The organism is Streptomyces sp. NBC_01092 (genome assembly GCF_045039535.1).
Lineage (GTDB): Bacteria > Actinomycetota > Actinomycetes > Streptomycetales > Streptomycetaceae > Streptomyces.
This window is the reverse complement of record NZ_CP108659.1, coordinates 8,591,427-8,615,055: the sequence shown is the minus strand read 5'-3', so window position 1 is coordinate 8,615,055 and position 23,629 is coordinate 8,591,427. Positions and strand designations below refer to the sequence as shown.

Below are 23,629 nucleotides of genomic sequence, written 5' to 3'. Positions count from 1 at the left end.
ATCCGAGCTGACTCATGACCGACCCGACAGGGGATCACCCTCAAGAACACAGGGGCTGCCCACAAGCCCATTCCAGCCACCCTGCCGTAATGCGTCCCCGCGAGACGCTTGCGAAGCAGTGCTCCGACGAGGCGTCAACTCGCGTTTGAGTACGTCTTGTTGACGTCGCTTGAGACCCTCGCTTCACCCTCGTAGGACATGTGGCGCCGGTCACACATACAAACGATGTTGGACTTTTTTCCGAATCCGCCGCCGGAGCCGGGCCGTTCGTGCACGATGAGTGCCGATAGCTTCACCCTCAGTTCGCAGCACCAAGGAGCGATTGTGGTCCAGCAGTTGGCAGGGGCCGGGGACCCAGGCGAGACCGAGAGCCCCAAAGCCGGCCGCGGTGTGCGGTACCTGCGGGACGAGCCCGCACCGTCCGCCCCGCGCATGGTGCTGGGCCACGCTCTACGCAAGCGCCGCAAGAGCCTCCACCTGAAGCAGGGCGAGGTGGCCCGATTCATAGGCGGATCACCGTCGAAGGTGAGCCGGATCGAGAACGGGCGTCATCAGTTCAAGGAGCGCGACCTATACGCCCTCTTCCAGCTATACGGCATCAACAATCCAACGGAGCAAGAGCTGCTGCTGGGACTGGCCGCCGGCGCCAACGAGGCAGCATGGTGGCAGTCGTGGTCGTGGGCGACGCCGAAGTTCCTGCAGGCCGTGGTCAGTTTCGAAGACATGGCCCAGCGAATCAGGTCGTACGAGCCGCTCCATGTTCATGGCTTGCTGCAGACCCCGGCCTACGCCCAAGCCGTGATCAACCGGGGCAGCGGCACCTTCCAGGAACGAGAGGCCCGGGCGCAGCTACGCGGGGAGCGCAAGGCGCGTTTCACCGGTGCGCCCGCAGACAAGACCGGCATGTTCATCATCGACGAGGTCACCCTGCGCCGGCCGGTCGGATCCACGGAGGTCATGCGCGGGCAGCTGGAGCATCTACTTGAGCTGTCCGCCGACCCGCGCTACCAGTTCAGGCTCGCCGAGCTGGGCCGCTGCGACCTGCCTGTCGACCTGGGACCGACGACGATCTTCGACTTCGCCGGCATGCTGCCCACCCTTGTCTATGCCGAGGGATTCGACGGCGGTCTGATCATCGAGGACGACGAGGCGGTCGACCAGCGAGTGAAGGCATTTGACGCACTGCTGTTTGCCTCACTGGCCCCCCGTCAGACGCGCCGCCGGATCAGCGACCTGCTCACGCGCCACTACCGCCGCTGAGCAGGCCGGCTCCTCCAGTCACGGTTTACGGGCCACGCCGGCATAGAGGGACACCTGTGCGTCGCTCACCAGGCTCGGACCACTGCCAGGCTCGGGCCGCCAGCGATGCCCGACGACCAGGCCCGGCTCGATCAGCTCCAGACCGTCGAAGAACCTCATCACCTCCGCCCGGGTGCGAACCTGGGCGGGGGTCCCGGCTTGCGTGTAGGTGTCGACGATGGCCTGCCAGGCTTCCGGCGCGAAGTCCCCGGTGTCATGCGACAGACTCAGATATGAGCCCGAAGGCAGCTCCTGCATGAGGCGCCGCACCATGCGGTAGGGCACGTGATCGCCGGTCACGAAGGGCAGCAGGGCATGCAGGGTCAGCGCGACCGGCTGCCCGAAGTCGATGACCCCCTCGCTCTTGACCGCGTCGATGACGGCAGCCGACTCGGTCGCATCAGCCTGGACGTAGCAAGTCCCGCCCTCGCCCGTGCTGTCGAGGAGTGCGTCGGAGTAGACGAGCACGATCGGGTCGTTGTCTACATAGGTAACCCTGCTGTCGGGCGCGACACTCTGGGCGACCTCGTGCAGGTTGGGTGACATCGGAATCCCCGCGCCCACATCGATGAACTGGCGCACTCCGAGCCGGGTCAGGCAGCGTACGGCGCGATGCATGAAGGCCCGGTTGGCACGGGCCGCTGTCTCTGCCGCGGGAAAGTGGCGTATGACGGTCTCGGCGACCTCCCGGTCCACGGCATAGTTGGTCTTCCCACCGAGGAAGTAGTCGTACATCCGGGCGCTGTGCGCCTTGTCTTGCCCTAAGTCCGTGCCCCTGCCGTGCCCAGGTTCGGACTGCTCCCCCACCATGGCCCTCCCGACGTCCCGCAACCGTCCACCCACGTCAGCGACGGAATGCACTTGCATTGTGCTCCTGCTTACTGGCTGGTCACCGGGAATGTCGAGCACTGAATGACTTTTTGAGCTTGCGAGCACGTCTGCGCCCGGGCCTGTTCGCGGAACCACAGGTTCCGCGAACCGTGCCCGGCCGGCAGCCGCCCGGAGACACGTCTTTGCAGGTGCGTACACAGCGGACGGCTTCACCGGCGAGGACCGGTTACAGCTCCCGTCGCCCCGCAGCGGAACTGAAGGCGGAGGCTACCCGCCGGGATAAGGCGATCACGGGGCCGTCGGGCACCTTCGAGTCACGGAACCAGACCGTCCCATCGGACGGCTCCGCTACCTCAAGACATGCCCCTTGCGGATTGCTGTAAGAACTCTTCCGCCAGACAACCCGGCCTCGCTGGCTGCTGCTTGCGGGACAGCTGTGTACACGTGTCGGCTTCTCCACCGGACGACCTCCTGCGGTGAACGAACACCCCGTTGCCCGAATGCAATTGCATTTCGGTCCGACGCTAGGAGGATCACCGCCCTTGACGACGGATATGCCTGCTTGAAGCGACAATGTCTTGAATCAGCTGCCGCGCTACCTGCAAATGCGTCGTCGCACCGGGTTTGTTCACCGCACCGTCACACCAACACCAGAACGCGGTCCCGCCCTCGGCAACGCGATCGAACACACCCGTCCGCGCGTCGGCGCGTCCAGACGGACGGATTCCTCACCAGCGCAAAGAAGAAGCACACCCAACCGATACGAACGGCAGCAGTCGAACACTCAACACACAGCCGCAGCAGGCGAGCCCGGCTCCCGTGCACCGCAGAGGGCCGCACGAGCGCGCGCCGGTGTGGCGGACCGTCAGACGGCCTGCCCCGTCTCTCCTAGCGTCGTTCGCACTCGGCCACACAGCCGGGTGGCACCAGGCCCCGGCAGCAGCGATGTAGGAATCCTTCGCCGGGGCCCGTGTCCACAACCCTCCATTCAGGAGAGCGCGATGGACCCCTCCCCCTGGCGACGACGCGGTAAACCGCGCCACGCCCGACCCCGCTCGCCACGCGTCCGCGTGTGCGAGTCCTGTCTGAGCAGCTGCCTAGAACTCGCCCTGGGGCATGCCGGCCCTCTGCTGTTCCTCCAGCCGCATGGGCACTGGCTGACCAACGCCGGATTCCTCGTCCTGCTCGGCCTGCGCCTCACCCGCCACCGGCCCGGACACAGCCTCTGCGACCAGCCCCACTGACCGCCGTGAGGGGTGCTGCCCAGACAGCGCCCCTCACCATCCCGATCACTAACTCTCCAACACACGCGGGGTCCTGCACATGCATCAAACACCGCGCGCCTCGCTCCTCCGAGCGACCCACATCGGCCTGGTCATGGAACAGATCCAGCGCCAGAGCAGACTGACCACCGAGGACATCGTCCGCCTCATAGGGGCGGATCCGGAGCACGTCGCTGCTGTCCTGTCCGGCCACCGGTTCCCCAGCCGGCACCTGACCATCCACTTCGCCCGCGCCTGCGGTGCTGATCACCACATCCTGCTGAAGGTCTGGGACGACGAGCACGAGCGCCGCAGCCCAAGCAGCATGCATCGGACAGACGAGCACCCTGAGGACGCTACGCCGAGTCAATGACGTCGCACATGCCGCGGTTCAGATGCAGCAGCTGCGCCAGCCCCGCGAACCCGTGGCCTTCTGCGACAAGAAGCGTCGGTGCACCAGGAAGACCGGGACCACGCCTCCGTGCAAGCCGAAATAGCTGGATCTCAGAATCCTGCTCCGGTGAGTTGCTACGGTCCCGCGCATGACGATGTCTGCGCCTCGTGCTGTTGATCTACGCCGGGAATCGCTCAGTGGAGTGTTGGACCGTGTGGAGCGGTCACTGCAGGTGCGTCTCGACCGGGAGACGGTAGTGCGCAAGCGCCGTACGGTCGGGGCGCGGACGGACCGCGGTACCTGGGTGCGCATCGAGCGGCGTGGGTTCGACCGGATCGGTGCCCAGGGGTGGAACGGCCCGGAATCCGCTGCTGTCCTGAGCGGGGTCGTCATGCCCTGGTGGTACGCCGGGTTCGCATGGCGTGAGCCGGGTGAATCGGTGATGTGGCGGGCGGACGAGATGGAACTGGTCAACGCCGCGCCCGTCGGTCAGGCCGCTCTTGTGATGGAAGACCCTCGTCTCCCGGATGCGTGGTGGTCCGCGCTAAATGCTTCGCTGGACGCGCTCGCCGCTCAGGCCACGCCTCGTGTCGCCACGCCGGACACCGAAACCATCACGCAGGAGCTGGTGACAGCAACCATCGGGGAGATTTTCCCCGGGGCGGCCGACACCGCTGTGGAGGAGTGGCTGCCGGCTCATGCCGACCTGACGTGGGCGAACGTGACTGGCCCGGAATTCTGCATGATCGACTGGGAGGACTGGGGCATGGCGCCCCGAGGGCTGGACGCGGCAACGCTTTGGGGCAATTCTCTCGCTGTCCCGGCCTTGGCAGAACGTGTGTGGAGCGAGCGTCGGCCGGACCTGGAGAGTAGATCCGGCCTGCTGATGGCGCTGTTCTTCTGCGCGAAGGTCGCAGGGCCGCACGCGCAACCCGAGGATCCCAGGCTGGAGCCAGCCAGGAAGGAAGCCGCGCGGCTCACGGCCCGGCTTCACGCCTATTGACCACGGTCCTACGGCAGCCGCCCGGACTGACCGTCATCCGGCCTCAGGCCAACCGTCGAACGAAAGGATCGGGCCCCCGTCCAGGTACCGCTTCACGGCGACCAGGGTCGTGTGCGTGAAGGGCTGCGGAAGGTCGTCCGGAGGCACCCAGGCGACGGTGTCGTGCTTGTGCGGTTCCGCGTTGTGGGGCGTACCGCTCCACTGGTCCGTGTGGAAGACCAGGGCCATGAACATCCCCGGGACCTCCGATCCCCAGGCACCATGGACGAGGCGCAGGTCCGACTCGGCGACCACGACGCCCGTCTCCTCCTTCAGTTCTCGTACCGCAGTCACGGTGATCCGTTCCCTGGGTTCGCCCTTGCCGCTGGGAACATCCCACTCGCCGGGCGCGAAATCCAAGTGGCTGCTCCGCCGCAAGATGAGGAGTCTGCCGTTGTCAGGATCCGTGACGAGCACAGCAGCGATGAGCCGCGTCGTCATCGGTTCGCTCTTCCACCGAGCCTCCTGCTGATCGGACTCAGTCAATCGTGCTCCTCCAAACGCTCTCAAAGGGTGGGAGCGATACCCCCAGCTCTTCGGCTCGGTCAGTCTTTCGCAGAAGCCGCACGATCCGCCTCCAAGTTCCGAGGCACGTACGCCCCCTGGTCGTCCTTCTCCGCGTAGGGCGCCGCTGCCGGGAGTCGCGCTGAGCAGACGCGCAGCCGAGATTTCCACTTGGGTCCGCGGCCAGACTCACAAGCAACGAGAGGCGCCCCTCCAGGGAGGAAGGGACCTCGGCGTGATCAGAAAAATCGACAGCTCCACCGGTGGACTGAGTTTGGGAACGGAAAACAGGCCACGGCGCTCCCCAACTAGCACACGAACCCCGGTTACCGAAACCGGGGTTCATCCACATCCTGGAAATTCCATTGTCCGACTCGACCCAACCGAAGGGGCTCTGACGTGAACTTCCTCCCACTCGGCTACCCAGCCCCCGCCCGCATCACCCAGCTCAGGCCGGCCCATAGCAACGAAGCATCCAACAGGACGCGGCACTATTCATCGCCATCCGGCTATCTACCGAGCCTACGGGACCGACCGGCTCCGGGGTGAGATACGCCCCGTCTCAACACCGGTGGACCCCGAGAGCCCACACATCTCGGCCCGACGATCAAGACAGCACCTTTGAGCCATTGGATTCACGCCAGCCGCAGGCATTCATGCCCACACGACGTCATAGCGGCTATGCCAACTGGGAACGGACCCAGGAGAGCAAGCACGCCCGTCACCGCCAGACCGGCTCACACCCCATCAAGGAATTGCGCAACAGTTCGAATTCAGAGTGAATGTCAGTGCCGTGTCCTAGCTTGAACTCACATTGCCAGACAAGGAATTGGGGGCAGACCTGGTGATCTTTGAAGAGCCGTCCGCGGTCTACGAAAGCATCACGTCGCGGATGCGGGCCCTGGCGGTGGTCTATCCGCTGCTGGCCTTGGACACCAGCAAGGTCAAGAAGGAGCGCGGGTGGGATCGGTACCGCATGGCCGAGTTGGCCTTGGCCGCGATTGATGTCGTGACGCTGCGCACGGACATGCGGACGGCCGTGCGGCAGGAAGCGGTCGTGGAGCACGTAGCCGAGTTCGCGGCATTGCAACTGCCGGGGCGGACGGGCGAAGAGTATCGGGCGGTCGCGCGCTGGGTTACCGAGCGGCTGATCAATACCGAGGATCGCGATCGCGCGTTTCGTCACGAGATCGGGTACGTGACGGACGACGGCTTCGAGACACGCGAGGCGTCCTTCCAGATCCTCAAGGAAGTCCCCGATCAGGTGGGGCAGGCCGCTCTCATCGCCACCGATGCGGCGATCACGGTGCTGGTGCACGCGATCGATGTCGATATTGCCTCGGAACAGATCGCCGCCGAGGCCAAGTTGGAGGCGCTCCTGAAACGGGCCCGCATCAGCGAGGCGTGGCAGATTGCGCACGGCGCACGCATCCAGAGCATCCGGTACGCCAAGGACATCCATGGGCGCATCGAGGCGATGAAGCGCAATGTGCGGAGTGTGGACTGGGACGTGGAGGTCAAGGACACGGTCGATGAGGCGTTGGAGCATGTTCGCAGCAGGTCCGCGGCCGAGACGCAGCTCAAGGAGCGTGTCAACCAGCTCCTCGAAGCCACCGACGACGAGCGTAAGCGCAGGCAGCTGGAGGACCTCGGGGCGCTCATCCATGAGTGCTGGCAGCGTCATTCCGTGCTGATCGACATGCTGATGAAGGTCGGCCCGGAATTTCGGCGACAGCAAGACCGTCAGGTGTTCGTGGCACCAGCGATTCACACCCGGGTACATCTGCATGAGCAGCTTCTTCAACCGGCCCTGGAACTTTCACTCGACGCCTGTCTGGGCCCCTTGGAGGCGTTCACCCGCGCCGTCTTGGGTCCGGTGCGGCCTCGCGTGATGTATCTGCCCGACTTCTTCGAGGCGCTGGCCCAGGTCACCGAACAGGTAGGCGGCGAGTTGGTTCCGGTTCAGAGCGAGCACGACTGGTCGGAGATAGAGGACTCATCCGCGTTCAGCGACGAACAGCACCGAGCCGTGGACACGTTGCTGGAGGCCGTCACGGATCAGGGCGTCCGGCTCTCGACCCTGCTGGCGGCGACACGTCATCCCGGTACGGGGACCGGCCCGAAATCCGGTACCGATGAGCTGCTCGCCAGCCGCGTGCAGCAACTGTTCCGGCTGATTCCTGTGCGCCAACTCGCCGATGGGGACGCCACCGTGGTGGCCGTGGACGACGGCGCCGCCTTGGATGACGAACGCTTTGGTGGCCGCGACTTTCTCCTGATCCGCACCAGCGGGACCGCTATGGCGGCAGCGCCGCAGACGAGCCCGCCCCCGCCCGCTGTTCCCGCCCCTCGCCGCCTGGAAGGCCCTGGCGCCCGCCCACTTGATCAGGAGAGCGCATGAACCGTCACGAGGATGCTGCCGAGGCCGCCAGGATGGTCGCCTTTGCCATGGCACGCGGCAAGGCGCCCGCCCGCTCGGGCGAATACGCCCGGCTCGTGCAGCGTTTCGATACCGAACCGGAGTTTGCCCAGCTCGTACGGAAGGTCGCTCAGGGCTTCGACTTGACCGTGTTGGAAGTCCATCACATGCCGGGGCTGGTCCTGGGCACTACGCCCGAGACCGACTTCGCGGTGTCCGTCCCCGAACTCGTCCCGCAGACCACCGATCGCCCGCTGTACCTGCTGGCCCAGCTCACCATCGCAGCTCTGGCCTTCCCCCGTCCCGAGGACCTCGACGATGACGAGTACATCGGCCGGGTCTCGGTCAAGCAGGTCGATGAAGAGGTCCGGGCCGTGGCCGCCGCCATCGAACGACGCCTTGCGCAGACCGATGGTGACGTGGATCCGCCCTCCGATCAGCCGGGGCTGGAAGGACTGTGGCGGGCCTACCTGCGCCGCAACGCCACGGGCAAGACACAGGCGGATAAGACGCCACGGGCTACGACGCGGGCCCTGGTGCGCAGGGCATTCACGCATCTGACCGAGCACGGCTTCGTACGCAAGGTCAGCGACGAGGACGCCGGCACCTACGTCACCAACGTCAAATACCGGCTGCAGATCCGCGACCAGGCCGCAGGCGACATGCTGCAGGAACTAGCGGCACTGGGCGTCGCCGTCCTGCCCACCGGCGGCGCGACCGCCCCCGCCCGGCCATCCGCAGGCGACGACCTGCCGCCGGCCGATGCCGTGCCGGTGACCGACCTGTTCAGCTGACCGCTTTCTCCAAGGACGTCATTCATGTATGAGCTCAACCGCATTCTGCTGCGAAACTTCGGGCCCCGAGATGCCCGCTACGAGGACGTTCCCTTGGACTTCTCCGGCGCCGGCGCCGAGGTGGAAACGGCCTCGCTGATCCCCGACGCCGGCCACGTCAACCAGCGCCCCGCACCTGCCAGCCTGGTCATGCTGCAAAACGGCGGCGGCAAGGGCGTGCTGCTGACCGGTATCACCTGCACCACCATTCCGTACCGCCATAGCGACCTGGAGACACTGCGCAATTTCGTCGTCTCCATGGCCCAGCCGTCCCACGTTGTCCTCGAATGGGCCGACGCCCGCACCGGACGCCTGCTGGTCACCGCACAGATCCTTGCCCTCGATCACGACGGCAAGCTGCACCGCTGCTTCTACAGCTTCCACCCGTCCGCAGCTCTGGACGCCGACCGGCTCCCCTTCCACCGCGACGGGCACTGGGTGCCGTTCGAGGACTACTGCACCGAACTGCGCGACTGGGAAAAGCGAGTTGAAGCCCTGGAGCTGCGCATCGTCGAGGGCCAGGAGAAGTGGGAGAAGCATCAGCGCGGTCTCGGGTTGCAGCCCGATCTCTTCGACGTACAGCGCAGGATGAACGCCAAGGAGAGCGACGCCGCCGCGGCCTTCACCACGAACAGCGCCGATGCCTTCGTCGAGTGGCTGCTCCGCAAAGCCACCGACGATGACCAGTACGCCGAACTCGGCACGGCCTTCCAGGGCTATGCCGCCGCGCACGACGCGCGCGCCCTATGGGAAAAGGAACGGCAGTTCGCGGTCGAGATGCGGCAGGCGTGCGAGGACGTCGCCGACCTTCATCACGCCCTGGAAGAGCATGCCGGTGCGGCCGACGCCGCTGAAAAGGACCTGATCCGCCTCGCCGCGGCCCTTCGCAATCGCCATACCTCGCTGACTGCCGCGGCAGTCGAAGACAACTCCACCGTCAAGAGCACGCACCGCACATTCGAAGGTGTTAAGCGGGCCCGCGAACTCACCCAGTCTCGCCTGCAGCACGTGCAGGCTCATTCGCATGCCCTCGAACTGGACGAGATCACCCGGCAGCAGGACGAAGCCCTCAAGGACAAGCAGGAGGCCGAGGACCAGAGCGCGGCGTGGCAGACCGTGCCGATCGCACTGCGTCACGCTCAGGCGCTGGACAACCACAACCGGGCCCAGCAGGCCCTCGCCGAGGCAGAGCGCAACGCCGCACCGTACGTACAAGCCCTCGACGTCGCGGCAGCAGCGCTGCGCGCGGGATACACCCGCGCCGAGAAAGACGTCCGGGACGCGATCCGCGCCCACGAGGACGCCACCGCCAAGACGCAGCGCCGGATCGAACAGTGGCGTACCCGCAGCGACGAGCTCCTCACCGAGGTGGGGGCCGCGAAGGAGGAAACCCGCACCCTGCAGGGGGTGACCCGCGCCTTCGCGACACGCCTGAGCGCTGCCCGGGACAAGGAACTCGTCGCCCCGCAGGAGAGTGCCGCCGACGCCGCAGCTCGCATGCAGGGGCACGCGCGCCACAGCGAGCAGCTGCTCCGGGAGGCCAAGGAGAGCCGCGACACTATCCGCACCCAGCGCGACCAGGCCCACAACGTCCTGGCGGCGAAGGAGAAACTGGCCTGGTCCGCGCGGACCGCCGCGACAGCTGCCGACAAAGAGGTCAGCCGTCTTCGGACTCGAGCCGAGGCCGTTCGCGACAACCCGCTGTGTGCCGAACTGCTGGAGACTGACAGCGGCGAGCTGCGCACCGGGGACGCTTTGCGCTGGCTCCACGACCATGCCGTCGGCCTGCATCAATTCGCCGAGCGCCGCGCCGGCGGCCTCGAAGCCACCCTGACACGCAAGCGCATGGACCTGCAGCACGACCAGGAGCTGCTCGCCCTCCTCGACACGAGCGAGGGTCTGTTGCCTGCGGCCGAAGAAGTCCGGGACCTGTGTCGGAGGTTGTCGGACCACGGCATCCACGCCGTGCCCGGCTGGCAGTGGATGCGCGACAACGTCCCGACCACACAGCGCCAGCAGGTCATCAGCGCCCATCCGGACCTGGTCGGCGGGATCATCGTGGGCGGGCCTGACGGCTTGGACGCCGCCAGGAGCCGCGTGGAGCACCTGCGGCCCTTGCCGTCCGCCGCCGTCACGGTGGGAACCGGGGAACGGATGCTGAGCTCTCACGCGGCGTCCGAGGACGGCCGGTTCGTGGTCGAGCCCTCTCCCGCTCTCCACGACGAGGAGGCCGCCGCGGCCGAGCGCGCCGCGGTCGACGCCCGCATCACTGCCGTCACCGGCGAGTTGGACACGCTCGGCCAACGCCTCACCGCAGTACGGGATCTGGTCCGCCAGATCGCGAACTGGCGTGATGCCTGCGGTGACCTGCCCGTGCCCAACCGGCTTGAGCAGCTGGGCGAACTGCAGCACGAAGCGGAGGCGGCTGAGGCCGCAGTGGAAGGTGCCCGCACAGCAGCCCGCGAGCATGCGGCGGCGCTGGAAGGCGCCGAGGGCGAATGTGATCGCCTCACAGAGGAGGCGCAATACGCGCAGCGCACCGCTGACGGCCTGGCCCATCTGACGCAGGAGGAGTCTGCTGCCGCCCAGGCGCAGACCCGGATCGCGGTGCTTGCCACCGAAAGTGCTGCTCGCACCGATGAACTCGAATCCCTGGGCAGCCAGATCGGCCAGGCCGGGGACGAGATCGTGCGTCACGCCCGCGCGATCGAAGCGGCCGAGCAGGAAGCACACGGCTACGCGCGGGCACGGGACGCGATCACCGCCACCTCTCAAGCACAACAGGCCCAGGACTCGCTCGATGCCGCTCTGGAGCCGCTTCCCGTTCTCCAGCATCGCTATCGCCAGGCGCAGGACGAGCTGAAGGGCGTCGAGGTCGGCGAGGACCAGCAGCAGCGGGCCGACGCGGCGCAGAAGGCCCTGCTCCATAGTCAGGAGGAATGGAATAGGGTCCCTGGCCACGTACAGGGCCTGGCCATGCAGTACAGCCACGATGCGCGGGCCGGCAACGAGGTACAGCGCGATGCCATTCTGCGCGCCTTCGGAACCCGTGTGCGCACCTGCGACGAAACCCTTCAAGGGCTACGGGACCAGGCGAGCCGCCTCAAAGAACGTGCCACACGCCTCTCCCCGGCTGCCCCGCTGAGCGAGGAGGACGCCACCGCGTGGACACCGGCCACCCTCGCCGAGGCCCGCAGCCTGCTGGCCCTGGCCACGGGCGAGCACAACACGGCTCAGGAAGATGAACGCGTTGCCGCCGAGGCGTTCAACGCGGCCCGCCGCGCTCAGACCGATTCCAGTCGGGAGTTGGCGGCATTCGATCGTGTCCTGCCGCTGCTGGAGTCCGCTGTCCGCGGCTTGGTGATTCCTTCAGACCAGGCCCCTTACGACGGTAGTGCGGAGGCAGCCGAGCGCACCGCACGCCGGGTGACAGCCGAGTACAGCAGCTCCCGTGAGAAAGCCCTCCAAACCGAGCGGAAGCTGGAAGGCGGAGTCGGCCGGCTCAAAGAAGTACCTGCCGATGTCCGCTTCGAACGACTCGACATCCCGCTGCGGACCCAGATCTCCGCCCTGGACAGCCGCCACATCCCCGCCATGGCCGCCACCTGGACCGCCGCCCTCAGTTCTCGCATCGCAGCCCTGAACTCCGACCTGGAAGGCATGGCCAAAGCCCGCGAGGCCCTCGCCTCGCAACTCGGCGGCCACGTCACCGACCTCCTGCAACGCCTGGACCAGGCCAGCCGCTTTTCCGCCTTCCCCGACGGGGACACCCCCTGGTCCGGGCAGAAGTTCCTCACCATTCGCTACAAGAGGCCGGACCTTGCCGCTCTCGCCGCCCAGATGCACGAAACCGTCGATGACCTGGCCGGCAATCTGCGTACCCGCAAGCTCAAGGGCACCGATGTCGTCATGCGCTGCCTCAAAGCCGCCGTCCCCCGCGGATTCAGCGCCGAGGTCATGAAGCCCAACGCCGCCCAACGCGTGGACCGCGTCCCGGTGGAAGAAATGAGCCGGGTCTTCTCCGGGGGCCAAGAACTGACCGGGGCCATCCTCCTGTACTGCGCTCTCGCCGCCCTGCGCACCTCTCCGGGACCGCGCAGCCGCACACGCAACGGCGGACTGCTCCTGCTCGACAACCCCATCGGCCGAGCCAATGCCGGATACCTCGTCGACATCCAGATGGAGATGGCCGCCGCCCTCGGGATCCAGCTGATCTACACCACCGGACTGAGCGACGAGGACGTCACCTCACGCTTCCCCATGCGCATCCAGCTCCGCAACGATGCCGAGGCCCGAAGCGGCCTCTCTCTCATCCGACTTGAAGACCAGGTACGTAACGCCCTCATCCCCGCGCCCCGCATCGCCCCCGACCAAGACGCACCCGAACCCGCCGGCTACCTCACCTCAGCCCGGCTCTACAGGAAACAGGACGAAGCCCGATGACCTCACCCGCCGATCAGGTCCGCGTGCTGCTCTCCCCAGCGGCAGCACAACTCAGCGCCGCGGTCCAGGCCCGCGCCGAACGCGTCACCGTCGGCCGGGCCACCCTCATGGAGGCATTCCGAGAGGCTCTGCCGGGCCCTGCCAGCGGCGAGCACGCACGCAGCACGCTCGCCACCTTGCTGTACGAAATCGCCGAACACGGCATCATCAACCTCCCCACCGCCCGTACGAATTGGGATGCCGGCCGCCCAGCCCTTCCCGAGCAGGTCCGACTGCCCACGGCCACGCCCGCGAAATCCGCCACTCCACGCAGGCATGTCTCGTGGAGACCGGAACTCGACTGGGCCTACCGTGCCCGGCTGACCGCATCACAGACTGAGGACCTCCTCGCCTGCAACCGCTGGTTCCGAGACACCCACAACCGCCCCGACCGACGAGCTCCACTCCCTCTACGCGAGCGCTCGTACGACATCTTCCGCCACGAAAAGCGCCTCGACACGCTGATCACCGGTGCGCTCTTCGCCCCCGGGAGGTTGACCCTCGAACAACTCGCCGCCTACCGTGAACCGCCGCCGTTGGCCTACCGCCGGCTCGGTGACGGCGACACCCTGCTCGTGGTGGAAAACAGCGACACCTACGCCACCCTGCGCGACCTGCTCCAGCCCGCCCCCGGCCGCATCGGATACATCGCCTTCGGCTCCGGAAGGGCCTTCGAGGCATCCGTCGAAAATATCGCCGAACTCGACGGCATCCACCGCATCGTCTATTACGGCGACCTCGACGCCCAAGGCATCGCTATCCCGGCCAGAGCCTCAATCAACGGCCTCCAGCACGGGCTGCCACCTATCGAACCGGCAACGGGGCTGTACCGCCTGCTACTCGCCCACGAACCCACCACCGGCGACATCATCGCCAGCGACCGGGCCCACAACCTGACGGCATGGCTTCCCGGAGAACTTCGGCAGGCAGTGCACGCGCTGCTGACCAAAGGACAACGCCTCGCGCAGGAGGCAACCAACCGGAACGAACTCGGCACCGAATCCGCCTGGCGACTAGCAATCTCCATCCCCTCAATCGGCGACACTGGCTCTTGCAGAGGGAACGCGGCCGCTAACGCCAGTTCAGTGAAGTACGAGCCTGAAGTCGGCACCCGATTGGATCCGGCCGCGGAGGGGTTTCTCTGACGCGGCCTTCTCCAGCTCATGGCCGCTAATCAAACTGATGCTGCCCGATATGGCCCGCCGGATAGGTAACGGGCGACAGCTCCTGCGAAGCCTGATTGGGGGGAGTCCAAGCCAGCCCGTCAGTTCCCACGCTTGTTGCGATCCTCGGTCGCCCCAGAGAGCGACCGCCACACCCGCCGACCGCCGGCGGCAGCTCTTGGCGCTCGGCGTTTCGATCCTCGGTCGTCCGCAGAACGACCGCCACGAGATCTTGGCGTCCTAGATCCCGTAGACCCTGGTGTCGCGATCCTCGGCAGCCCCGAAGGACGACCGCTGGCAGTCGACGACTGGGACAAGGCCGAGGTTGTGGGTGTTGCGATCCTCGGTCACCCCGATGGGCGACCGCCACTCCGAATGCGCCGGGCCTGGGGGCTCGGTCCAGTCGTTGCAATCCTCGATCGCCCCGGGGCAGGCCATCACCTCGGAGCCGTTGTAGCGAATGTGGACCTGTTCGTAATTGCGATCCTCGGCCGCCCCGCAAGACGACCGCCACGTCGGACTTCTGCGCGGTGCTGAGCGGAGGGGCCTTGTTGATCCTCGGCCGCGCCTGGAGAGACCGCCACCTTGAGCCCACCAGTCCAAACCGCTTGTCTCCATGTCGTTGTGATCCTCGGTCGCCCCGAAGGACGACCGCCACGCCCGGCTCGAAACCCAACAGGCCGTGGCCGAACAGGTTGCGATCCTCGGTTGCCCCGGAGGGCGACCGCCACCACGGCACGTAGCAGTTCGTTCCGGCGTTGTTGTAGTTGCGATCCTCGGTCGCTTCGGAGAGCGACCGCCACCCAGCGAGACGGCCGCGGTCCCGCCGCCCATCCATTTGTTGCGATCCCCGGTCAACCGTAGAGCGACCGCCACTCCGGCCGATCACCGTTCCTACCACGGCCTTCGCCGGTTGCGATCCTCGGTCAGCCCTGAGGGCGATCGCCAGCTGCACAGCCTGGTCCTCGTAGTCACGCGACGCCTTGTTGCGATCCTCGGTCGCCCCAGAGGGCGACCGCCAGGTACGTACCCGCCTTGACCGCCATCTGCCCGAAGTGGTTGCGATCCTCGGTCGCCCTGAGGGCAACCGCCAGGCGGCGCGGTGCTGCGCGGCCCGAGCCGCCTGTATGTTGCGATCCTCGGTCGCCCGCAAGGACGACCGCCACCCTATAGAAGAAAAGCCAGTCCCCGGCACCCCTCGGTTGCGATCCTCGGTCACTCCAGGAGGCGACCGTCACCGCCCTCGGCGTCCTAGTGCTCGCGGTAGTGCGGCTCGTTGCGATCCTCGGTCGGCCCAGAGGACGACGGCCACCCTGGGATCGCCCTTGGAGACGTCCGGATTTTCGTTGTGATCCTCGGCCGTCCCCGAGGGCGACCGCTACGACATCGCCGACCACTACGACGAGTTCGTGGAGCAGTTGCGATCCTCCGTCGCCCCGGAGGGCGACCGCCGCTCTCCCCGGCCCGAGCAAGACCGATCTTCGCGTTGCGATCCTCGGTCGCCCCGGAGGGCGACCATCCCACGGCGATGATGCTGCGGCCGGTCCCGCACACCCGGTTGCGATCGTCGGTCGCCCAGAGAGCGACCGCCACTTGAAGTGGGTGTCCCGGTACGGGGCGCACCACACATCGTTGCGATCCTCGGTCGCCCCGGAGGGTAACCGCCACGCGGGTCTACTGCGGCAAAGGCGACTGGTACTACACGTTGCGATCCTCAGTCGCCCCGGAAGGCGACCGCCACAAGGCCATGGGCAACGTCGTGGAACGCGAGTTCAAATTGCGATCCTCGGTCACCCCGGAGGGCGAACGCCACGACACTGGGTTGGTCATCGCCCCCACGCACCCGCCATTGGGATCCTCGGTCACCCCAGAAGGTAACCGCCACGTATCGCCGACAGCGGCCTCGTCGAGCAGCTGCGTGTTGGAATCCTCGGTCACCCCGGAGGGGAACCGCAAGTACCGGCCACAACCACCCTGCCCCTACGCAATAGTCGTTGCGATCCCCGGTCGCCGTGTGCGGGCGACCGCCACGTGATGCCGTGTTGGGCTCGGCCAGTGTCAAAGTTGCTGCGATCCTCGGTCGCCCGGAGAGTGACCGCCACCCAGGCTTCACCCCTCCTGCAGAGGGTGGGACACAAAGTTGCGACCCTCGGTCACCCCGGAGGGCGACCCCCACTCGCCGTCAGCATGACCGTATGGTCCGGCCTGGTACAGGTTGCGATCCTCGGCCGGCCCCGGGAGGGCGACCGCCACCGGGCTGGCTCCAGTTGTGCGGCGGATCGGTACGGAAGTTGCGATCCTCGGTCGTCCCGGAGGACGACCGCCACGACCAGGCCGAAGATCGTGTGGACTTCAGAATTGTCGTTGCGATCCTCGGTCGCTGCGGAGAGCGACCGCCACGGTCTGGGTGCACCGGTAACGAGGGTTGTCCGGGTCGTTGCGATCCTCGGTCACCCCGAAGGGCGACCGGCACGTTCGCAGAATCCGGGTAGGCGGTGATCGTCCATTCGTTGCGACCCTCGGTCGCCCCCGTAGGGCAACCGCCACCACGCGGTTGCGCCAGGCGTCCCGCAGCCCGGTGTCGTTGCGATCCTCTGCCACCCCGTAGGGCGACCGCCACCTGGCCGTCCGGGGAGGTGTACACGTAGCCCTTGAGGTTGCGATCCTCGGCCGCACCGGGAATCCCCCCCCCCCGGTCACCCATGAGGTCGCCGATCCTGCCGAGCATCCCGTTGCGATTCCCGGTCGCCCCGGAGGGCGACTGCCACCCCGCGACCAGTACCGCCCGCCATCCACGGAGGTTGCGATCCTCGGTCGTCCCGGAGGACGACCGCCACTCTAGCCGGCTGCTGATGCTGGTGGACCGGTTGGAGCCGTTGCGACCCTCAGACGCCTTGCAGGGCGACCGCCACCCGGTACTCGGTGCGGATGTACTCGCCGTCCTCGGTGTTGCGATCCTCGGTCATCCCGAAGGGGGCGACTGCCGCTCTGCCTGGGTCTGCCGATCGTTGCCCTGCGGTACATGTTGCGATCCTCGATCACCCCGAAGGACGACCGCCACCCGTCCTCGGCACCTGGGGTATCACCTACGCCGTGCCGTTGCGATCCTCAATCGCCCCGGAGGACGACCGCCACGCCTCGGCTACCTGCTCCGGCCGGATGAAGTGCTTGACGTTGCGATCCTCGGTCACCCCGGAGGGCTGTCGACAGAGGGCAACCGCCCCACGACGCCACCACCGCCGGAGAACGACCGCCTCCTTGTGAGGAGGAGATGACATCCCGCCCAACACCACTCGTTGCGATCCTCGGTCACTCCGAGGGCGACCGCCACCCCAGGGCGCACTGGTTCGCGCGCCAAGTTCTCAACGTTGCGAACCTCGGTCGCCCCGGAGAGCAACCGCCGCACTCGTCGTCCTCCTCCACCTCCTGGTCCTACGCGTTGTTGCGATCCTCGATCGCCCCGGAGAGCGACCGCCACGACCACGAGCGCGTCCGGCACGCCGCGCGCGAACCCATTGCGATCCTCGGTCGCCCTCTGGGGCGACCGCCACTGGGCAGGGCTTGCACACCATCCAGCCCTCTTCGGTGTTGCGATCCTCGGTCGCTCCGGAGGACGACCGCCGCTGCGTGAGCTACGGGCGTGTCTCGCTCGATGAGCAGTTGCGATCCTCGACCGCCCCGCCGGGCGACCGCCACTTCCACCATGTCGATCATGGCCATACCCATGGCGGTGTTGCGATCCTCGGTCACCCCGAAGGGCGACCGCCACCTTGGGCGTGCCGGTCATGCCGAGCCCGTCGGCGGTGTTGCGATCCTCGGTCGCGCCCGAGGGCGACCGGCACATCAGCCCCTCCGCCAAGACCTTCGGTGTAACGGGGTTGCGATCCTCGGTCACCCCGGAGGGCAACCGCCACGGGCCGGGCCTGGATGGGCCGGGTCGTCGCGATGCTATTGCGATTCTCGGTCGCCCCGGCGGACAACCGCCACAGGCACTCGTCCTCGTGCGGGCACGGCAGTATTAAGGTCGTTGCGATCCTCGGTCGCCCTGAAAAGCGACCGCCACCGGAGCCCGGCCAGTCGCCCCAGGCGCCGGTGATGTGGTTGCGATCCTCGGTCGCTCTAGAGAGCGACCGCCACCCTCATGCCGTCCTCCCGCGCCTCGGAGGCACCCGATGCGATCCTCGGTCGCCCCGCGGGGCGACCGCCACCTGGGTCTGGACATGACCGGCGGCAAGCTCAACCTGTTGCGATTCTCGGTCGCCCGGAGGGCGACCGACACTTGGGTTCCCAGGCTCTTTCCGATCTGACGTCCGTTTCGTTGCGATCCTTGGACGCCCCGGAGGACGACCGCCACTCCGAATGGCGGCCCACAAGGATCGGCTGCCCCATCCAGTTGCGAACCTCGGTCACTCCGGAGGGCGACCGCAACCTCGCTTCGCCGGAATGAACACCACCGGGAAATCGGCGTTGCGATTCTCGGTCGCCCCGGAAGGCGACCGCCACACGTTGAGCGGCGCGAGCCCGACCCCGAAGTCCTCGGAAGTGCGATCCTCGGTCGTCCCCCATGACGACCGCTATGACATCGCCGACCACTACGACGACTTCGTGGAGCAGTTGCGGTCCTCGGTTCGCCCGGAGGGCGACCGCCACCACCCAGCTCGGCACGACCGAGCTGCTGTACCGGATGTTGCGATCCACGGCCGCCCCGGAGAACAGCCGCCCCCCCGCTGGTGCATGAACCGGAGTGCTAGGACGTGTGATTGCGATCCTCAGCCGCCCCTGAGGACGACCGCCACCGGCAGGTAGCAGATGTTGGTGGTGCCCTCACGGTTGTTGCAATCCTCGGTCGCCCCGAAGGGCGACCGCCACCGCGGGGGCGCGCGTAGGCGGTCCCCAAAAGTCCCAGTTGCGATCCTCGGTCGCCCCGGAGGGCGACCACCACCGCCGTGTCCCCAGTTCATGCCGCCGTCGGCGTTGACGTTGCGATCCCCGGTCGCCCCGGAGGGCAACCGACACCTTCGGGTCGCCGTTCGCCGGCCAGATGTAGTTGACGCTGCGAACCTCGGTCGCCTCGCTGGGCGACCGCCACGTCTCGATCTCGGCGCGGATGTACGGCCGGTCGTTGTTGCGATCCTCGGTCGCCCCTGCGAGCGACCGCCAAATGAGCTCACTCCATGCCGCATCGGGCTGCGGACGAAGTTGCGGTCCTCGGTCACCCCCTGAAGGTGGCCGCCACCCCAACGTTGGTGCAGAGCAGCCCGCTCGATCCGTCGTTGCAATCCTCGGTCGCTCCGGAGGGAGACCGCCACTGTTAGTCACTGCCTGACTTGATCATGCACGAGGCGTTGCGATCCTCGATTGCCCCGAGGGGCGACCGCCACCTAGGGCCTCGCGGACATCGCGGACGTCATCCCGCTGTTGCGATCCTCGGCCACTCCGAAGGCCGACCGCCACCGTACATGCTGCGATCCATGCTCTCGCCGATCTCGCCGTTGCAATCCTCGGTAGCCTCGGAGGGCGACCGCCACCTTTGCCGCTGCCGGTCGCCTTCCCCGAGGCGGAAAAGGCTGCGATCCTCAGTCGTCCCGGACCGCCACTCGCCTGCACCCGCCACGTCATCGGCCTGACCATCACGTTGCGATCCTCGGACGCCCCGCAGGACGACCGCCACTACGGGTGCCGGCGGTGCTGCCGGCCTGGTGAGACGTTGCGATCCTCCCCCGCCGCGGTGAGAGGCCGCCACCAGCTTGGCCTCGGGCTTGTACGCGTCCATCTCCGCATTGCGATTCTTGGTGGCCCCGGAGGACGACCGCCGCTCGCCCGCCTTCCGCTCCTCGCCCATCAGGCCGGGGTTGCGATCCTGGGCCGTCCCCAGGCCACCACCCCGCATGACCTGCCAGTCGCCGATCAGGTACAAGCCGTTGCGATCCCCGGTCACCCCGGAAGGCGACCGCCACGAGGACCTTAACGTCCTTGCGTTCCCAGACCGGGGTGTTGCGATCCTCGGTCGCACCGGAGGACGAGCGCCGCTCGCCCGCCTTCCGCTCCTCGCCCATCAGGCCGGGGTTGCGATCCTGGGTCACCCGGGGGGGCGACCGCCACGTCAGCGAAGCGCTCGGTACGCGGAATGACCGTGCTGTTGCGATCCTCGGCCGCCCATAAGGTCGACCGCAATTCGTTGGCGTGCAGGTCGACGTGGGAGACGTTCTTGTAGTTGCAATCCTCGGTCGCCCAAGAGAGCGACTGCCACAGGGGCCCGGCCCAGTGGACCGGCACGTCACCGATGTTGCGATCCTCGGTCACCCCGGGGGGCGACTGCCGCTGGGGTGACGGCGTAGTACCGCCCGGCGTCCGCGGGGTTGCGACCCTCGGCCACCCCAGAGGACGACCGCCACTCGACGTCTACAAGACCACCGCCACCCTGTACCTGAAGTTGCAATCCTTGGTCGCCGCGGCGGACGAACGCCACCCGCGATGGCAGCCCGCTGATCGTTCGTCCAAACCTCGTTGCGATCCACCGTCGCCCCGAAGAGCGACCGCCACCATATGCGGGACGCCACGTACCGGCTGATGGAGGGGCTGCGATCCTCGGTCGCTCTGAAGGAGGACCGCCACGCCGTGAACCTTGTAGACGGCGTTCGCGGCGACGCTGTTGCGATTCTCGGTCCCCCCGAAGGACGACCACCACGCTAACAGGCGCCCAACCGGCCACCAGCCGCGGTGAGTTGCGATCCTCTGTCATCCCCAGGGACGACCGCCACCGGACCTCATGGTCATCGAAGACCACGAGGTGCCGCTGTTGCGATCCTCGGACGCCCAGAGGGCGACCGCCACCCGCAACCTGCACGGACAGGTGGAGCAGAGCCTGGAATTGCGATCCTCGGCCGCCCCAGAGAGCGACCGCCACGATGGCGCCGGCCACGGCGTCGTTCGCGGGCATCGTGTTGCGATCCTCGGTCTCCCCGGAGGGCAACCGCCACGTCGGTGCGGGCGTTGGCGCCGCGCGAGTCCATGGCGTTGCGATCCTTAGTCGCGCCAGAGAGCGACCGGCACGCCATGCTGGAGTTCCAGCGCGACATGATCTGGGAGTTGCGATCCTCGGTCATCCCGGAGGACAACCGCCGCTACGAGCAGGCCCGCATCGCCAGCCTCGGCCTGCAGTTGCGATCCTCTGCCGCCGCGAAGGACGACCGCCACTCGTGGACGGCTTTGCCCAGCCAGTGCGGGTAGTCGTTGCGATCCTCTGCCGCCCCGAAGAGCGACCGCCACCATCGGTACGCGGGCAGCGCCTTCACGACGTACAAGTTGCGATGCTCGATCGCCCCGTAGGGCGATCGTCACCCAGCGCTGGCTGGTGAGCAGGGCGAGTACTACATGTTGCGATCCGCGGTCGCCCGGGAGGGCGACCGCCACGCCATAGCTGGAAGACTCTGTCTCGACAGAACGAGCAGTTACGATCCTCGGCCGCCCCAGAGAGCGACCGCCACTGCGGATCGCCGAGCGGACCACCTGGTGGAGGTGGTTGCGATCCTCGGCCGCCCCGGAGGGCGACCGCCATCGGTCGCGCAGATCAGCCTGCGCCCCTGGTACGCGGAGTTGCGATCCTCGGTCGCCCCAGAGGGCAACCGCCACCCGACTGCCACTCAGATTCGCTATCCAGTTTTCAAGGTGCTCGGCCGCCCCGGAAGGCGACCGCCACAAGGCCGCGTCCGCCGCCGGTCGTTTGACGACATAGTTGCGATCCTCGATCGCCCGGAAGGACGACCGCCACCCCAATGGAGGACAAGCCTGTCCCCGGCACCCCTCGGCTGCTATCCGAAGTTGCCCCAGAGGACGACCGCCACCGCGAGCGACCAGACCCCGGCGGAAGTGAAGGAGGCGTTGCGATCCTCGGTCGTCCCCGAGGACGACCGCCACCACACGACCGCCGGAGGCATACCGGCCGGCCGCGCCGAGGTTGCGATCCTCGGTCACCCTGGAGGGCGATCGCCACCACCGTAAGTCAGTCCCACGGCAGTCACGTCCCATGTTGCGATCATCCGTCGCCTCGTAAGGTGACCGCCACACGGGACACGATCGTCGCCGCGTGGATGCTGAATGAGTTGCGATCCTCAGTCGTCGGGGAGGGCGACCGCCACCGACCCGGATGCTGGCCAAGCTCGTGAACAGGTCCCAGTTGCGAACCTCGGTCACCCCGGAGGGCAACCGCCACCTGCGATCATGTCACGCTCTCACATCGCTGCGATTGAGTTGCGATCCTCGGTCGCCCCCCGAGGACGAACGCCACGATGGAGGCGGTGGTCTGTCCGGACCAGGTGATGGTGTCGCGATCCTCGGCCACCCCGAAGGACAACCGCCACGGCTCTGGCTTCCGCCAACCAAGACCTGAAAGCGATATTGCAACCCTCGGTCGCTCCGGAGAACGACCGCCACCGTACGCCGATGTCGCGTTGTCGGTGAACGTGAAGGTGTTCCGATCCTCGGTCGCCTCGGAAGACGACCGCCACCCGCGCTGTGACCGGGATTGCGCCCGCGGAGTCGCAGTTGCGATCCTCGGTCACCCCGCAGGGCGACCGCCACCCGGGTTGTCGAGGTCGAGCTCGCCGAGCTGCGCCTCGATGCGATCCTCAGTCGCCCCGCAGGGCGACCGCCACATGAGCACCAGGCCCAACCGAAGCCTTCGACGCTGGTGTTGCAATCCCCGGTCGCCCCGGAGGGCGACCACCACCTGGCCGGCCGCTGATGCTGGTTGACCGGTTGGAGGCGTTGCGATCTTCGGTCGCCCCCGAGGGCGACCACCACCGTCGAGGTCGGCAAGTTCCGCTTCTCGACCCAGATGTTGCGATCCTCGGTAGTCCCGGAGGACGACCGCCACAACGTGCCCGTCTTCAGCGCCATCTGGCCGAAGTGGTTTCGATCCTCGGTCGTCCCCAAGGGGACCGCCATGCCGTCGAGGAATGAGATCGGTCGATGGAGTCCGAGGTTGCGACCTTGGCCCTGAAGACGACCGCCACGTCGGCTCGGTCCACGCGGGATCGCGGCCATGTTGCGATCTTCGATCGCCCCGGAAGGCGACCGCCCGCCCTCGACCTCACGGGAGCGATCCCGTACTGGTTGCGATCCTCGGGCGCCGCAGAGGGCGACCGTCACTATCTTCGGGTATGAGTCGGCGTGTTGTCGTCAACGACGTTGCGATCCTCTGCCGCCCAGGAAAGCGACCGCCACCTTCCAGCGCCACAAGGGCAGGACTTCGGGACCGAAATTGCGATCCTCGGTCGCCCCGAAGGACGACCGCCAGCGGTGTCGTTGTTCGTCATGTCCCGAGGATGACACGTTGCGATCCTCGGCCACCTCGAAGGACAACTACCGCCACTCCCCGGGGCGCGGCGGTTCGTGGGCG

At 67.2% G+C, this 23,629-nt stretch carries 13 protein-coding genes; 9 read left to right on the top strand and 4 right to left on the bottom strand.

Going from position 1 to position 23,629, the window contains the following annotated elements:
• Positions 1–324: 324 nt before the first annotated feature.
• Positions 325–1,260 (top strand): helix-turn-helix domain-containing protein, encoded by a 936-nt coding sequence (locus OG254_RS38775; protein WP_405591553.1) that lies wholly within the window; start codon positions 325–327, stop codon positions 1,258–1,260.
• 18 nt (positions 1,261–1,278) lie between these two features.
• On the opposite strand, the gene OG254_RS38770 is transcribed toward OG254_RS38775, so the two are convergent.
• On the bottom strand, positions 1,279–2,109 hold the full coding sequence (locus OG254_RS38770; protein ID WP_405595447.1) for an SAM-dependent methyltransferase: 831 nt from the start codon (positions 2,107–2,109) through the stop codon (positions 1,279–1,281).
• A 247-nt stretch (positions 2,110–2,356) separates the two neighbouring features.
• Positions 2,357–2,590 carry a DUF397 domain-containing protein gene (locus tag OG254_RS38765; protein ID WP_405591550.1) on the bottom strand — a complete coding sequence of 78 codons (234 nt, stop codon included), beginning with the start codon at positions 2,588–2,590 and terminating at the stop codon, positions 2,357–2,359.
• A gap of 541 nt (positions 2,591–3,131) precedes the next feature.
• On the opposite strand from OG254_RS38765, the gene OG254_RS38760 reads away from it, so the two are divergent.
• From OG254_RS38760 to OG254_RS38750, 3 genes are all read left to right on the top strand, one after another.
• Entirely contained in the window at positions 3,132–3,374 is a 243-nt protein-coding gene (locus OG254_RS38760; RefSeq protein WP_405591547.1) for a hypothetical protein, read from the top strand.
• Positions 3,375–3,453: 79 nt separating this feature from the next.
• The gene (locus tag OG254_RS38755; RefSeq protein WP_405591545.1) at positions 3,454–3,765 is read left to right on the top strand and encodes a hypothetical protein; all 312 of its coding nucleotides are present in this window, start codon (positions 3,454–3,456) and stop codon (positions 3,763–3,765) included.
• Between the two features lie 169 nt (positions 3,766–3,934).
• Positions 3,935–4,789: a hypothetical protein gene (locus OG254_RS38750; protein WP_405591542.1), complete on the top strand. Its 855-nt coding sequence runs from the start codon at positions 3,935–3,937 to the stop codon at positions 4,787–4,789.
• A gap of 33 nt (positions 4,790–4,822) precedes the next feature.
• Here OG254_RS38750 and OG254_RS38745 read toward each other — a convergent pair whose 3' ends face one another.
• Entirely contained in the window at positions 4,823–5,314 is a 492-nt protein-coding gene (locus OG254_RS38745) for an NUDIX domain-containing protein (RefSeq protein ID WP_405591539.1), read from the bottom strand.
• 832 nt (positions 5,315–6,146) lie between these two features.
• Here OG254_RS38745 and OG254_RS38740 point away from each other — a divergent pair.
• The 4 genes from OG254_RS38740 to OG254_RS38725 are packed head-to-tail and all read left to right on the top strand — an operon-like array spanning position 6,147 to position 14,211.
• Complete coding sequence (locus tag OG254_RS38740) at positions 6,147–7,733, top strand: hypothetical protein (protein ID WP_405591536.1); 1,587 nt, start codon at positions 6,147–6,149, stop codon at positions 7,731–7,733.
• The gene (locus OG254_RS38735; protein WP_405591533.1) at positions 7,730–8,545 is read left to right on the top strand and encodes a hypothetical protein; all 816 of its coding nucleotides are present in this window, start codon (positions 7,730–7,732) and stop codon (positions 8,543–8,545) included. Before OG254_RS38740 ends, OG254_RS38735 begins: the two co-directional genes overlap by 4 nt.
• A gap of 24 nt (positions 8,546–8,569) precedes the next feature.
• Entirely contained in the window at positions 8,570–13,027 is a 4,458-nt protein-coding gene (locus OG254_RS38730; protein ID WP_405591531.1) for a hypothetical protein, read from the top strand.
• Positions 13,024–14,211, top strand: a complete 1,188-nt coding sequence (locus tag OG254_RS38725) for a Wadjet anti-phage system protein JetD domain-containing protein (RefSeq protein WP_405591528.1) — start codon at positions 13,024–13,026, stop codon at positions 14,209–14,211. The genes OG254_RS38730 and OG254_RS38725 overlap by 4 nt, the downstream gene beginning before the upstream one ends.
• 5,425 nt (positions 14,212–19,636) lie before the next feature.
• On the opposite strand, the gene OG254_RS38720 is transcribed toward OG254_RS38725, so the two are convergent.
• Positions 19,637–20,167, bottom strand: coding sequence for a hypothetical protein (locus tag OG254_RS38720; RefSeq protein ID WP_405591525.1), 531 nt, complete (start codon positions 20,165–20,167; stop codon positions 19,637–19,639).
• Positions 20,168–21,285: 1,118 nt separating this feature from the next.
• Here OG254_RS38720 and OG254_RS38715 point away from each other — a divergent pair.
• Positions 21,286–21,459 (top strand): hypothetical protein, encoded by a 174-nt coding sequence (locus tag OG254_RS38715; RefSeq protein ID WP_405591522.1) that lies wholly within the window; start codon positions 21,286–21,288, stop codon positions 21,457–21,459.
• Positions 21,460–23,629 lie beyond the last annotated feature (2,170 nt).

What these genes read in the sequence shown, in the direction of transcription:
- OG254_RS38730 (WP_405591531.1), top strand. Translation starts at nt 8,570, where the DNA reads ATGTATGAGCTCAACCGCATTCTGCTGCGAAACTTCGGGCCCCGAGAT.
- OG254_RS38750 (WP_405591542.1), top strand. Translation starts at nt 3,935, where the DNA reads ATGACGATGTCTGCGCCTCGTGCTGTTGATCTACGCCGGGAATCGCTC.
- OG254_RS38715 (WP_405591522.1), top strand. Translation starts at nt 21,286, where the DNA reads ATGCTGGAGTTCCAGCGCGACATGATCTGGGAGTTGCGATCCTCGGTC.
- OG254_RS38760 (WP_405591547.1), top strand. Translation starts at nt 3,132, where the DNA reads ATGGACCCCTCCCCCTGGCGACGACGCGGTAAACCGCGCCACGCCCGA.
- OG254_RS38735 (WP_405591533.1), top strand. Translation starts at nt 7,730, where the DNA reads ATGAACCGTCACGAGGATGCTGCCGAGGCCGCCAGGATGGTCGCCTTT.
- OG254_RS38755 (WP_405591545.1), top strand. Translation starts at nt 3,454, where the DNA reads ATGCATCAAACACCGCGCGCCTCGCTCCTCCGAGCGACCCACATCGGC.
- OG254_RS38770 (WP_405595447.1), bottom strand. Translation starts at nt 2,109, where the DNA reads ATGGTGGGGGAGCAGTCCGAACCTGGGCACGGCAGGGGCACGGACTTA.
- OG254_RS38725 (WP_405591528.1), top strand. Translation starts at nt 13,024, where the DNA reads ATGACCTCACCCGCCGATCAGGTCCGCGTGCTGCTCTCCCCAGCGGCA.